The organism is Ruegeria discodermiae (assembly GCF_030758345.1).
In the GTDB taxonomy this organism is placed as follows: domain Bacteria; phylum Pseudomonadota; class Alphaproteobacteria; order Rhodobacterales; family Rhodobacteraceae; genus Ruegeria_C.
In genome coordinates, this window is the sequence record NZ_JAVAMO010000013.1 from 104,850 (window position 1) to 118,515 (window position 13,666).

Annotated in this window: 10 protein-coding genes; 8 read left to right on the plus strand and 2 right to left on the minus strand. The window is 61.2% G+C overall.

The genetic code is table 11. From position 1 onward, the window contains the following. Nucleotides 1-80 precede the first annotated feature (80 nt). From Q5Y75_RS21250 to Q5Y75_RS21260, 3 genes are read left to right on the plus strand one after another with little or no spacing between them, the layout of a single operon-like run. Complete coding sequence (locus Q5Y75_RS21250; protein ID WP_306201350.1) at nucleotides 81-1,709, plus strand: amino acid adenylation domain-containing protein; 1,629 nt, start codon at nucleotides 81-83, stop codon at nucleotides 1,707-1,709. Beyond that, nucleotides 1,709-3,022: an FNR domain-containing protein gene (locus Q5Y75_RS21255; RefSeq protein ID WP_306201352.1), complete on the plus strand. Its 1,314-nt coding sequence runs from the start codon at nucleotides 1,709-1,711 to the stop codon at nucleotides 3,020-3,022. Before Q5Y75_RS21250 ends, Q5Y75_RS21255 begins: the two co-directional genes overlap by 1 nt. A gap of 2 nt (nucleotides 3,023-3,024) precedes the next feature. Beyond that, a complete protein-coding gene (locus tag Q5Y75_RS21260) occupies nucleotides 3,025-3,795 on the plus strand; it encodes an enoyl-CoA hydratase-related protein (protein WP_306201354.1) in 771 nt (256 codons plus the stop codon). A 98-nt stretch (nucleotides 3,796-3,893) separates the two neighbouring features. Here the strand turns inward: Q5Y75_RS21260 and Q5Y75_RS21265 are convergent, their stop codons facing one another. Continuing rightward, complete coding sequence (locus Q5Y75_RS21265) at nucleotides 3,894-4,937, minus strand: LacI family DNA-binding transcriptional regulator (RefSeq protein WP_306201356.1); 1,044 nt, start codon at nucleotides 4,935-4,937, stop codon at nucleotides 3,894-3,896. A gap of 113 nt (nucleotides 4,938-5,050) precedes the next feature. Here Q5Y75_RS21265 and Q5Y75_RS21270 point away from each other — a divergent pair, with 113 nt between their 5' ends. Genes Q5Y75_RS21270 through Q5Y75_RS21290 form a run of 5 tightly spaced genes read left to right on the plus strand, consistent with a single transcriptional unit; the run spans nucleotide 5,051 to nucleotide 11,003 of the window. Beyond that, nucleotides 5,051-6,562, plus strand: coding sequence for a tripartite tricarboxylate transporter permease (locus Q5Y75_RS21270; protein ID WP_306201358.1), 1,512 nt, complete (start codon nucleotides 5,051-5,053; stop codon nucleotides 6,560-6,562). After that, on the plus strand, nucleotides 6,559-7,014 hold the full coding sequence (locus Q5Y75_RS21275) for a tripartite tricarboxylate transporter TctB family protein (protein ID WP_306201360.1): 456 nt from the start codon (nucleotides 6,559-6,561) through the stop codon (nucleotides 7,012-7,014). Before Q5Y75_RS21270 ends, Q5Y75_RS21275 begins: the two co-directional genes overlap by 4 nt. A gap of 43 nt (nucleotides 7,015-7,057) precedes the next feature. After that, nucleotides 7,058-8,017, plus strand: coding sequence for a Bug family tripartite tricarboxylate transporter substrate binding protein (locus tag Q5Y75_RS21280; RefSeq protein WP_306201362.1), 960 nt, complete (start codon nucleotides 7,058-7,060; stop codon nucleotides 8,015-8,017). A gap of 59 nt (nucleotides 8,018-8,076) precedes the next feature. After that, the gene (sauS, locus tag Q5Y75_RS21285; protein WP_306201364.1) at nucleotides 8,077-9,498 is read left to right on the plus strand and encodes an acylating sulfoacetaldehyde dehydrogenase; all 1,422 of its coding nucleotides are present in this window, start codon (nucleotides 8,077-8,079) and stop codon (nucleotides 9,496-9,498) included. Then, entirely contained in the window at nucleotides 9,495-11,003 is a 1,509-nt protein-coding gene (locus tag Q5Y75_RS21290) for an AMP-binding protein (RefSeq protein ID WP_306201365.1), read from the plus strand. The genes sauS and Q5Y75_RS21290 overlap by 4 nt, the downstream gene beginning before the upstream one ends. Nucleotides 11,004-11,028: 25 nt before the next feature. Here Q5Y75_RS21290 and Q5Y75_RS21295 read toward each other — a convergent pair whose 3' ends face one another. Further along, nucleotides 11,029-13,611, minus strand: a complete 2,583-nt coding sequence (locus Q5Y75_RS21295) for a hypothetical protein (RefSeq protein WP_306201367.1) — start codon at nucleotides 13,609-13,611, stop codon at nucleotides 11,029-11,031. Nucleotides 13,612-13,666: the final 55 nt, after the last annotated feature.

A 13,666-nucleotide genomic window follows, 5' to 3' on the forward strand; every position in this document is an offset into this window, starting at 1 on the left:
AAAGTGACCGATTGTGAGGGTTAATGGGAATTTTTCCCATTAAACCTGAGGCGTGACCCTCACACTGGAAGGAAAACGCCATGCAAAACTCTGCTGTCACTCCTTTGAAAGGCTTTCATCCCCCGACTCCGGCCGACGCCACAAGAGACGGTCAGACCCACGCGCTTGCTTGCCTCACCGTTCCGGATCAGAAGCGGTTTCGTGCCTTTGGCTGGGGTCCCAGGCAAGCGCCGCGCCATCCGACCATCGCGGCGGCGATCCGGCATCAGATGCGCCGCAACCCCGCCGAGATTGCGGTTGAATGCGCGGGCCACAGGCTCAGCTATGCGGCTCTGGACGCGGCGTCGAACCGGCTGGCGGGGGTTCTGCGTGCGCATGGTGTTCGACGCGGCGATGCGGTGTGCCTGTTCTTGCACCGCTCGATCGACATGGTGGTCGCCATCGTCGCAGCATTGAAACTCGGGGCTGCCTATGTGCCGCAGCATGTGGGCGTGGCGCCGACCGAAACCTTGCGCCACGTGGCCGATGTGACCGGCGCCAAGGTCGTGCTGAGCCTCAGCGAACTGGCCGATCAGGTGCCGGTTGCGCCGCATCAGACCCTGATCGCGATCGACACCGTGATCTACGACCCGATGCTCGATGCCCCCGGCCCCGACGGCGCGGACTATGAGGCCCGGCCCGACGATCTGGCGATGATCCTGTTCACCTCGGGCACCACCGGCGTGCCGAACGGTGTGCAGGTCACCCATGCCAACCTGGCCAATATCCTGCTGACAGCCCCCGGCGATCTGGGCATGCGGCCCGGGCTGCGGGTCGGGCAGATCTTGTCCATCGCCTTTGACATGGCCGCGTGGGAGACACTGGGCGCGCTGTCCAACGGGGCAACGCTGGTCATTCGCGGCAAGTCCATTCAGGAAACGGCGGAACAGGTCGATGTGCTGATCGCCACCCCTTCGATCCTGACCGCGCTTGATCAAAGGCGCTGTCAGCAGGTCAAGGTCGCTGCCGTTGCCGGAGAACCCTGCCCGCGCCCGCTGGCCGACAGCTGGGCAAGTTTCTGCACCTTCTACAATTCCTGCGGCCCGACCGAGACCACGATCATCAACACGGCCGAACCGCATCATCCCGACAAGCCGGTCCTGTCGATCGGCCGCCCGACCCCCAACAACACGGTCTATATCCTCGACGAGAACCTGCACCCGCTGCCAATCGGCCATAAGGGCGAGATGTGGGCAGGCGGTGATTGCGTGACCGCAGGTTATCTGGCCAATCCAGGGTTGACCGCCGAGCGGTATCGCCCCGACCCGTTCCGCCCTGGCCACATGATGTTCCGCACCCGCGATCTGGGTCGCTGGACCACCACGGGAGAGCTTGAGCATTTCGGGCGTGTCGACGATCTGGTCAAGGTGCGCGGTTTCCGCGTGGAACTCGACAGCGTATCAGGCGCGCTTGAGGCATCGCCCTGCTGCCAGCAGGCGGTGACCTTGCAATATGACCTTCGCAATCTGGTCAGCTTTATCTCGCCCGCTTCGGCCTGCCCGAAACGGGCGGCGCAATCGGTGGCCGACCGGCTGCCCTATTACTGCAGCCCAAGCATGGTGATGCCGATGGACACCCTGCCGCGCACCCCGCGCGGCAAGCTGGACAAGCGGCTTCTGCTCACCCTCGCGCAAACCCATATCGCCGAAACCGGTGTGGAGCTGAACTGATGACGACGGAAACGACAAATCTGCAATCCCGCACGCTGAACTGGCGGCGGGTCACCCGGCACCCCGCATTGATGGAGTATCGCCGTCTGGCGATGCTGGTCGCGGTGGTGAATCTGGGCGTGTTCGTGATGGGGCTGCGCGATGGAGTCTGGTTCACCGGGGACGAGTACGCGCTGAGCCCCATTGCGGACATGGCATTGATCAACCTGAGCCTCGGCATCCTGATCCGCCAGCAACGGGTGGTCAACGCGCTGTTCTGGCTGGCCACACGGGTGCCCGTGTCCTGGCCGCTCTGGATTCGCTGGGGGGCTGGGAAAGTGTTCCATTTCGGCGGGCTGCATTCCGGCGGTGCGGTCGCCGGTACGATCTGGTTTGGCTTCCTGCTTTTTGCCATGGTCGCTAACCGTCTGAGCGGCGCGGCACTGCCCTCGGACCTAACGCTGGGGCTGAGCGGGGCGATGGTGGTCCTGATGACGCTGATGGTGATCTCGGCCCTCGGCCCGATCCGGGCGCGGTTTCACAACATGTTCGAAAAGATCCACCGCTTCGTCGGCTGGACTGTGCTGGGCCTGTTCTGGGCCCAGACGGTGTCGATCACGCAGGACATGGGCGGTGCATTGCTGCACAGCCCGGCTTTCTGGATGTTGTGCCTGATCACCCTGTCGATCCTGTCGCCCTGGCTGACGCTGAAACGGGTGAAGGTCGAGATCGTCAAACCCTCTGACCACGCAGTGATCGCGAAGTTCGATTATGGCGATACGCCGTTCCCCGGCAGTTCCAACGCGATCAGCCACACGCCGTTTGGCGAATATCACTCCTTCGCCAATATCCCCGCGCCGGATGAGCCGGGCTATCGGCTGGCCATCAGTCGTGCCGGGGATTGGACCGGACGTTTCATTGATACGCCGCCCGACAAAGTCTGGGTCAAGGGCATTACCACCTCGGGTGTCGCGCGGATCGAGGTGCTGTTCAGCAAGGTTGTCTATGTCGGAACCGGGTCCGGTATCGGGCCGATCCTGCCGCATCTGCTGGCGGGAGATGTGCCGAACCGGCTGATCTGGTCGACCCGCAGCCCGCGCAAGACCTATGGCGACGCGCTGGTGGATGAGATCGAGGCCCATACCGAGGCCCCCCTGATCTGGGACACCGATACCCATGGCAAGCCCAACCTGTCTGCGCTGGCCCTGCAGGCGATGCGCGACAGCGGGGCCGAGGCGGTCATCGTGATCTCGAACCAGAAATTGACGCGCAAGGTGGTTCACGACATGGAAAGCCTGGGCATTCCCGCCTATGGCGCGATCTGGGACAGTTGAGCATGTATGACACCATCCTGACCGAAACCGAGGGCCGGATCGCCACGATCCGCTTCAACCGGCCCGACCAGCTCAACGCGCTCAACACACAGGTGATGGAGGAGGTGCTGGCCGCCGCAACCGCTTTTGATGCCGATCCCGATATCGGTTGCCTGATCCTGACCGGCAATGTTCGCGCCTTCGCGGCCGGGGCCGATATCGGTGAGTTGGCGGTGCAGACCTATGCCAGCATGCAGGCCAGCGACATTTTTGCCGGCTGGGACAGGTTCGCCGCGCTCCGCCTGCCCAAGCTGGCCGCTGTCAGCGGTTATGCGCTGGGCGGTGGCTGCGAGGTGGCCTTGATGTGTGACATCATCCTGGCGTCAGAGACCGCCAGGTTTGGCCAGCCCGAAATCAAGATCGGCTGCATTCCCGGTATCGGAGGCACCCAGCGTCTCACCCGTCTGATCGGACGCGCCCGCGCGATGGACCTGATCCTGACCGGGCGCATGATCGATGCACAGGAGGCGCTGCAAATGGGTCTGGTCAGCCGGGTTGTTGCGCCCGAAGCATTGCCCGAGGTCGTGATGGACACCGCTCAGCTGATCGCGGGCTACGCTCCGGACATCACCCAAATGGCCCGCGCCTGTGTGAACATGGCCGAGCAAAGCACGCTGGAGACCGGGCTGCGCTATGAACGGCAAATGTATCACGCGCTTTATGGCCTGCCCGCGCAGAAGGAGGGTATGGCGGCCTTTCTTGAAAAACGACCACCTCGATTTCGTCATAACTGATCGTGAGGTGGCCCCGGCCAGTTTAGGTCTGATTGCTGTCGTGGGGATTACGCGACACCGTCTGCCTCAACGACCAATCTTGCCTGAAGCCGTTTTGTTCACGGCGCATCGGGGGGCGTCGAAATGTTCCCGGTTGTGCCTCGAACGATGCATTTCAGCTCGCAACAGACCCTGAAATTCGTCGGATCGTCCGACGTTATGTAGTCTGTGAACCTTTCGCCAGCGAGTGTTCCGATTGTTTCCGCAGGAATTCGGATCGTGGTCAATCCGGGTTCGACATCGGCGGACCCTTTGAAATCCCCAATGCCGATTATTGAAAGATCATCGGGAACACTCAGGCCGAGTTTCTGGGCTGCAAAAAGCGCACCTTGGGCAATGACGTCATTGCCACAAAGCAGTGCGGTTGGGCGTTTGTGCCGGGCCAGCAGGTCCGATGTCGCTTGTTTTGCCTGCGAAACGCTGTAGGGCGCCTCGGTTTTGCGGTGACCGGGCACCGTGATGTTGCGGCTGGCAAGCGCTTCGAGAACGGCGGATAGCCGATGGCTGGCGCGATCATTCCCCGTCGTGTCGGGAAAGATCAGGCCGATGTCGCGATGACCCAGCGCCAGCAGATGCTCTGCGGCCATGTATCCGGCCTGACGGTTATCCGCACCAACGCAGGGAAGAACCGACGTTTCGGCATAGTTCCAGATTTCCAGGGCGGGAATGTCTTGCTGTTCGATCAATCGGATCGTGGCCTCGGAATGTTGCAGCCCGACCAGGGCCACCCCGTCGACGCGATGTTCCAGCAGCTTTCGGACCATGGCGTATTCGCGGTCGAGATCATAGCCGTGAGAGGCCAGCAGCAGGCTGAACCCGGCCTTGTCGATGGAATCCGAAAACGCCTGTATGACTTCGGCAAAGATGGCGTGGTTGATGGTGGGGACAATCAGCCCGATCGTGCCTGACCGTCTGCCATGGATGGTCTGGGCCGCACGGTTGCGGATATAGCCGAGTTTCTGCACCGCGCGATTGATCTTTTTGCGAGTCGCGGGGTTCACCAGATCGGGGTGATTGAAGGTGCGCGACACCGTGGACGCGGACACTTTCGCGGCCTTTGCAACTGCGACAATATCCACCTTACCTTTCTGAAAGTTAACCATAATACCTTCGCCTGCGGCTGAATTTATGAAAACATTTGCAATACTATTTTCATCGCCTAACCTAGTTTGTCAACAAAAGGCAAAGCCGGACTTGGCGGGTTGGGAGGCCCCGGATGGAATTTATTTATTATTTCGGAGATGTGTTCTCGCCGCTGTCGTTTCTGCTGCTGCTTGGAGGCACAATTGGCGGGCTGATTCTGGGTGCGACACCGGGCCTGTCGCCCACGATGGCCGTGGCTTTGCTGATCCCGTTCACATTCCAGCTTGAGGCGGTTCAGGGGCTGATCCTGTTGGGGGCGGCTTATACCTCAACCGTTGCAGGGGGCGCGGTCAGTGCCATTCTGCTCAAGATCCCCGGCGCGCCGGCCAATATCGCCACCACGCTGGATGGGCACACAATGGCCAAGCAGGGGCAGGGCGCGCGGGCGTTGCAATTGTCGTTTCTGGCCTCTGCTGTTGGTGGCATCTTTGGGGTGCTGCTGCTGATCTTTCTGACCCCGGTTCTGGCAAAATGGGCGCTGGCCTTTGGCCCATCTCACCTGTTCTGGCTGGCGATACTTGGGGTCACCGTGATCGGGACGCTGGATTCGTCCTCGGTGGTCAAGGGGCTTTTGTCCGGCTGTATCGGGCTTTGGCTGGCCACGATCGGATTTGACGACATCATGGGCGCGCAGCGGTTCATCTTTCACCCCGCACTCGGGGGCGGGATCAACATCATCGCCGCGCTGATCGGCCTGTTCGCCATTCCGCAGGTGTTGACCATGTTTGCCAAGGGCCGCCGCAATGTTGGGGCCGAGGTGATCGAGGTGCAGCGCCATTCGATCCTGGCTGCTATTCGCGAGCTGCTCAGTCGCACGCGGGCATTGAGCATCGGCACCCTGATCGGCTCGGTCATTGGCCTGATCCCCGGTGTCGGAGGCCAGATTGCCGGTCTGGTCGCTTATGATCAGACCAAGAAATTCTCGTCTGAAAAAGACAAGTTCGGTACCGGCCATTCCGAGGGTGTGATCGCGGCGGAATCCGCCAACAACGCCATGGTCGGTCCCTCGCTTGTGCCACTGCTGACCCTGTCGATTCCGGGCAGCCCCACCGCAGCGGTGCTGTTGGGCGGGTTGCTGATCCACGGGATCTTTCCCGGCTCGGATCTGTTCGACAATCACCCTGATGTCGCCTGGACCTTCATCAACTCAATGCTGATCGGGCAGGTGCTGATGTGCATCTTTGGCCTCTATGTCGCGGGTCTTGCGGCGCGCGTCGCACAGGTGCCGCAATCGGTGATGGCCGCCATCGTTCTGTCGCTGTCGGTGTTTGGCGCCTATTCGGTGCAAAGCTCGATGGGGGATGTCTATGTCATGGCCTGTCTCGGCATCGGCATGTTCTTTCTTGAGCGCTTCGGCTTCTCTGCCGCGCCGCTGGTGCTGGGTCTGATCCTGGGGCCGATCGCCGAGGCGAACTTCATCCAGGGGTCGATGATCGCCGACGCCACCAATGGTCGAAGCGACTATTTCCTGACCGGTGGCCTGAACCTTTTCCTGATCGCCGTGGTGCTGGCTTCGATCGCTTACTCGGTCTGGATGGAGCTTCGCCACCGCCGCTACACCACCAAAGAGGAGGCGCAGGCATGAACCGCTCGCAGCATGTAATCGGATCGGGGATCGTTTTTGCCGTCGGGCTCTGGGTGACCTGGGTCAGCTATACCCAGCAACCCGCCGAGGCCTTTCTGTTCCCGCGTCTTATCGCGTCGGTCTTTGTGGTGCTGGCGGGGTGGACCTTCGGCAAGGCGGTGCTGGGCCTGTCTAAGGTGGGCACCGGCGTGTCGCGGACCATGTTCGTGAACCTGCTGCCGGGGCTGATCATCATGCTGGTCTATGTCTTTTGGGCGGCCAAGACGCTGGGGTTCTACACCGCCACAGCCATCGCCTTTTTCATGCTGCTGTCGCTCTATGACCCGGCCCCGCATGCCGAGGCCAAAAGCTGGGTCAAACGCGCGCTCATCACGGGCGTCTTCGTGGCGGTGATGTATGGGCTCTTTGCCATGCTGCTGAACGTCTACACGCCAAAGGAAATTCTGTTCTAACCGCGCGAGGCGCGGGTGAACTCAATCAGGGAGGAAATAAGACATGAAACGATTGATTGCAGGGGTGGCACTGGCGCTCTTGGGCTTGACTGGCGCAGCAGTGGCCGAGGATTACCCCGAACGGCCGATCATGATGATGGTGAGCTACGGCGCAGGTGGTGCCACGGATTTTCAGGCGCGGATCGTGACCATGACCGCCGGCAACGAGGATGCGCTTGGCATGCCCATCGCCATCATCAACAAACCCGGCGCTGGCGGGCGCGTGGGCTGGAACTGGTTCGCCACGCAGGCCGATCCCGATGGCTATACGCTGGCCGCTTATAACGTGCCGCATTTCATCGCCCAGTCGATCAAGGGCGGGGTCCAGTATTCGGCCGACAGCTTTGAACCCATCGCCAATTGGGGGGCCGATCCGGCCGTCTTTGTGGTGGGGGCCGATAGCCCGTTCAACTCGATGGAAGATGTCGTTGCCTTTGCCAAGGAAAACCCCGGCAAACTGACCGTTTCCGGTGCGGGTCTGTTTGTCGGCCACCACATTGCCGCCTTGCAGATTGACAAGGCTGCGGGGATTAAGATGGCCTATATTCCCACCAAGGGTGGTGGTGCTGCGGCCATGAAGGCGGTGATTGCAGGCGAGGTGATGGGTGGCATCAACAACCTGTCCGATGCTTTCCGCGCGCAAGAGGCGGGCAATGTCAAAATCCTTGGGGTTGCTGATCTGGAGCGTAATGCGTTTCTGCCGGATGTGCCCACGATGCAGGAACAGGGGCTGGACGTGGACAATTCCTCGGTCAATTTCCGCGGCGTCATGGTGCCCAAGGGCACACCGCCCGAGGTGATCGAGAAGCTCTCTGTCACTGTCCCTGAGATGTTTGCCAATTCCCGCGTTGCCAAGAAGATGGAGGCGGGTGGTTCGCCCATGCATATCATGACACGTGACGAGGTGATCGAGATGTGGGCGCAGCGTCAGCAGACACTAAACGAATTGCTGGCTGGTCTCTGATCGGCTTACACCCCTCGGGGCGGAGTGGGTCCGCCCCGGATAAACAATCGAGGACGCAGATGAACGCTCAGGACGGGATTGCCCCCGAAATCGCTGAAGTGGATCGTATCGTGGCGCGGGCGCGCAAGGCGCAGGCGGCCTTCGAGGCCCAAGGCAGTCAGGCGCTTTATGACAAGGCGGCGCTGGCGGCGGGATGGGCCATCATGGAACCGGCCCGGAACCGGGCGCTGGCGCAACTAGCGGTGGAGACAACAGGTCTGGGCAACGTACCCGACAAGATCACCAAGAACCACCGCAAGACGCTTGGCTTGCTGCGAGACATCGCCGGGGTGCAGACCCATGGCACCATCCGCGACGACCCGGCCACCGGCATCACCGAAATCGCAAGGCCCATCGGCGTCATCGGCGCGGTTGTCCCGTCGACTAACCCGGCAGCGACCCCGGCAAACAACATCATCAATGCGCTCAAGGGCGGCAATTCCATCGTGGTGGCCCCATCCCCCAAGGGCGTGGCGTCTTGCGAGATGTTGCTGAGCTATATCCATGCCGAGTTCGATAAGCTGGGGCTGGATCGCGATCTGGTGATGATGATCCCCGCGCCGGGTTCGAAAGCCAAGACACAAAGGCTGATGGAGATCGCCGATCGGGTGATCTGCACCGGCAGTCAGAACAACGTGCATCGCGCGCAATCCTGCGGCACCCCCGCTGTTGCGGTCGGCGCGGGCAACGTCACGGTGATCGTGGATGAAAGCGCCGATCTGGCCGCCGCCGCCGCAAAGATCACGGCATCGAAGTGCTTCGACAACGCGACCTCGTGTTCGTCCGAGAATGCGGTGGTAGTGATGGATGCGGTCTATGACGCCTTTGTCACCGCGATGGCCGCCGAAGGCGGCGCTCTGGTGCCTGCCTCTGACGCTGGGGATATCATCGCACGGCTTTGGCCGGACGGGCATCTCAACCGTTCGGCCATTGCCCAGGACGCCGACAAGATGCTCGACGCGCTTGGCATGGCCGGGAAAGTGCCGGAGGGCACCAAATTCCTCGCGGTTGAAACCGATGGGATCGGACCAGATCATCCTCTGTCCGGGGAGAAGCTGAGCCGGGTGCTGGCGCTTTATCGGGCGAAGGATTTTGCGGAGGCCAAGGACACGGCGACCCGTATCCTCGCCTATCAGGGGGCCGGGCATTCGGTTGGCATCCATACCGGTAATGATGCCCGCGCCGTTGAACTGGGTCGCGATCTGCCGACTTGCCGGGTCATTGTCAACCAGGCCCATACCTTTGCCACCGGGGGCAGTTTCACCAACGGTATGCCGTTTTCCCTGTCGATGGGATGCGGCAGTTGGGGTGGCAATTCCATCGACACCAACCTGCATTGGCGGCATTTCATCCAGACCACCAAGATCGTGCGCGAGATACCAACGCGCGAACCCGAACTGGACGAGATCTTTGGCCGGTACTGGGCAGAGGCTGGCCAATGATGGAACCACCCGAGGGAACCGTCCGTGACTGGCTGGATCTGCGCGCGGATCAGGGGGGGGCTGGTTTCGTCTTCCCCGACGGCGCGCCGGACCTGAGCTGGGTCGAGCTGAAAGACGCGGCCCGCCGCATCGCCTGCATGTTGACCGATCTGGGGGTGGCCAAAGGCGAAAGCGTTGCCATCCTATATCCCAATTGCCGCGAAGCGTTGATGGTGGTCTTCGGTGTCCTCTATGGCGGGTTCCGGGCCACTATGATCAATCTGGTCGCGGGCGACAGTGCCGTCGCTTATGCCCTGGACCACAGCGACGCGCGTTATGGCTTTGTGCATCCCGATCAGACCGATCTGTTCGACCGCACCACCAACCGTGAGGCGATCACCCCGTTGCAGGTTGCACAGGCAGAGGGCGCTGCGGGCGATTTGCACGAACTTGCGCCCGAGGATCATGCGCTCTTGATGTATACCTCGGGCACGACCGGTCGCCCGAAAGGTGTGGTGCACACCCATTCCAGCCTGTTGGCAGGTGGCTGGACAACGGCGGTGGCGCATGAGTTGACCGCCGATGATCGCGGGTTCTGCGTCTTGCCTATTTACCACATCAACGGCCTGTGCGTGACGGTGATGGGCACGCTTGTCTCGGGCGGTTCGCTGGCCATGTGCGAGCGCTTCTCGGCCAGCCGGTTCTGGGGCAATCTGGGGCGGGCGCGGGCGACGTGGTTCTCGGTTGTACCCACCATCATTTCCCATCTTCTGCATTCCGACCTCAACCCCGATCCTGAGACGCGCAAGCGGGTCCGGTTTGGCCGCTCGGCCTCATCCGCGTTGGCGCCAGACGTGCAGCGCGCGTTCGAGAAACGGTTTTCAGTGCCGATCATCGAAACCATGGGGCTGACCGAAACCGCCGCGCAGATCCTGTCGAATCCTTTGCCGCCCGGTGTGCGCAAGATCGGCTCGCCCGGCGTCGCCTATGGCAACGAGGCGGCGATCTTTGATTCCGACCTGCAGCCCGCCCCAACAGAGACCGAAGGGGAACTGGTCATTCGCGGGCCCAACGTCATGCTCGAATACCTCAAGGACCCCGATGCGACCGCCGGGACATTCACCCCGGACGGATGGCTGCGGACCGGAGATTTGGGGCGCATGGATGCGGATGGCTATGTCTATGTCACCGGACGGCTGAAAGAGCTGATCATAAAGGGCGGTGAAAACATCGCCCCGCGCGAAATAGACGAGGCGCTTTATTCGCATCCCGACGTTGTCGAGGCCGCCGCTTTTGCGCGGCCCTGCAATAGTTACGGGGAGACGGTTGCCGCAGCCGTCAGACTCCGCGATGGATCGACCCTGACGGCGCAGGCCCTTCTGGAGATTTGCCAGAGCCGGTTGGGAACGTTCAAATCGCCTGACGAGATTCACCTGTTGGGCGATCTGCCGAAGGGGCCGTCGGGAAAAATCCAGAGAAACAGGATTCTCGCAATCGTAGAAGAACGTACCGGCGCCCCCTCTTAGATGCAGGGGCGCCGGTGTTGGTCGCTTATCCGATATCCATGCCAAGCGATTGGAGTTGTGCCAGCAGCGCACTGCCCGGATCGTCCACGCTATTCCAACTGTCGGCGGTCAGGTTGGACAGCGTCAGGTCTTCGGCCTGTACGCCTTGCAACGTTGTGAGATTGCCGCCATTTCCGAGAATCTCGATCACCAGATCATCGCCCATTTCGGTGACATGCAGATTTTGTGACCCCAGTGACCGAAAGTCCAAACGATCCTGGGCCGGATCGAAACCCTCAAACGTCGTTTCGGCGCCCCAATCCCAGAACAGTTCAATCGTGTCTGCCCCATCGGTCAGAGCCGTGGCAGCCGTTCCACCGTTCCCGGTATCCGTGGGGGGTGTTGTGCCGGACCCGTTGTTCTGGTCCTGATCTTCGAGGTCGCCGGTGCGGGTCTGGAACCCGTCGGTAGTCGCACCCGCCGGGGCCTGCGGGGTCAGCAACTCTGCGCGAGAGACCAGCGTGACGGCATCCTGCTCAAAGCCGAATGGCACCTCCAGATTGTCTTCGATGACCTGATCATGATGAAATTCAACCCGACCCGGGACCAGATCGGCCAGCGTTACACCCGCTAAGGTCAGGCTCTGGCCCGAGGGCAGAGAGGAAATGACCAAACCGTTTTCTGTATCTTCGACCGACAACCTTTCACGCGTGCCGAAATAGAGAAAGCTCAGCTTCATGCTGTCCGGATCGAACCCGTTGATCACCTCATGCACGCCGTATTCGTGGCTGCGGACATAAACAGTGTCCTGCGCGCGCGGGCCCTGGCCCAGTTCCCAACTCAGAACACCACCGATATCCTGCCGGAAGTGCTCGTTGCCCACGATACCGAAACTGTCGATGCTGAGGTCCTGAAAACCGACCCCCTGAACGATCTGCGCCGCATCCGACCAGGGGCTGTCGACGACAACTTCGCCATTGGCCGACTTCGTCAGGATCATGCCATGAACCGAGGTGTCGCCGACCGAGAGAATGTCGCGTGTCGGGTCGAAACCAGTGATGTCGTCCGCGTTTGAGTCCGCCCGCCAGATCGCGCCGCCACTCTCCGTGGTGCCCAGCATCTGCGGCGGATTTGACCCATCGGTATCATAGGACAACACATAGCCATCGCCGCCCGCCGGTTCGGTGATGACCGTCCCCAGTGCCGAGGCGACCTCGTTTTGGGCGGATGCTTCGGCGATCGAGAAATTAGCCATGCTGAGATCGGCAAGCCCCAGTCCCTGCAGGATCGTTGTGGACATTACCGCTCCGGCGTCGTCGCTAACGACCAGGCGAACGGTCTGGCCCAGCGCGTCGCCGCTTTCTTCGAAGATGTCCAGCCGCGTGCCGGTCACGCCTGCGCCGAGATGCAGCATGTCTTTCGAGGGATCAAAATCCGAAATGGTTCGCGACGGCGTATCCAGCGTAATGTCGATCATCATGCCTTCATGCATCCCGCCTGATGATCCCCCCGTATGGTGTCCATCTGTCTCGCCGACGAGCTCGGCAAACACGGCCCTTGCGCTGCCGTCGAGCACGTTGATCCGCGCCGGGTCCAGTTCGGCGGCGGACACACCAGCCAAGGTGACGCTCTGGTTGTTTGACGGAATGGCGATGGTCAGGCCGTTTGTTGACTCAGTCACTCTCAGGGCATCCGCGCCAATCCAAGCAATAAACAGCGTGTCGCCAGCCGGATCGAATTCGACGGTTTCAGCCCGTCCCCATTGCCAGTCGATGGCAACGCTCGCATTGGCCGCTGAGATTGTGTCGTTTGCGAAGCCATCTACCATCGGGGGTGTTGCAGGCATTTCGGGGGCAGGGGGCTCGACCGGCGAGGTTGGCTCGCCCGGTTCGACAGGGTCGGGCGTCTCCCCCACCTCGATCGGCGCAGAACCCTGATAGACGGCGACTGCCTCTTCGACTGTCGGAGTGGTGTAGCCGCCAAACTGCTCAATATAACGCAGGATCGACGTGCCGTACTCATCTGTCGAAACGTCACCATTCTGCAGCAGCGAAAGCGTGCCCCAGGCCCCGCGCAGATGCGCTGCGGCCATGATGCCCGAAACTGTCAGTGTGACCGTAACCGTTTGCCCCGCATCCACATAGCTGCGCGTGCTGCCAATATAGTCGTCAAGGCTATCACCTTGATAACCCAGGCCCGTTTCGATGACCTGCAGATTATACCCGAACGCCTCCTGGATGGCGTGCTCCTGCGCGGCGCCGGTCATGAAATCCTCTAGTGAGTGGACCCCGTTCTTACCGGTCCAGGTGCCATCCCAGGTATTGGTTGCTGCGCCATTGCCGTAGAACAGGTCATCCTGATAATATCCAAGGTCGATTAACAGCGCTTCGCCGAATTGATACCCGACAAAACCCAGGCTGTTCATCGACCTGTAGGACATTGCCTGCCATTCATCCTCTGACAGGTCGCCCCACCGGCTGTAGGTGGGGAAAAACTCCGTCACTGATCCACCGGCCCATTGATCGAGTTGCCAATCCGCGATCGTGCCCGCCTCGTAACGATCACGATCCCAGCCGGATTCGAAATCGCGCAGTGCATCGCGAAATTCTGAGTAACTTCCTGAGGTCATAAGTCCGCTCCCTATTTTGTTCACGCGCAAGTGATAGAGGGCGACAGATGCAACA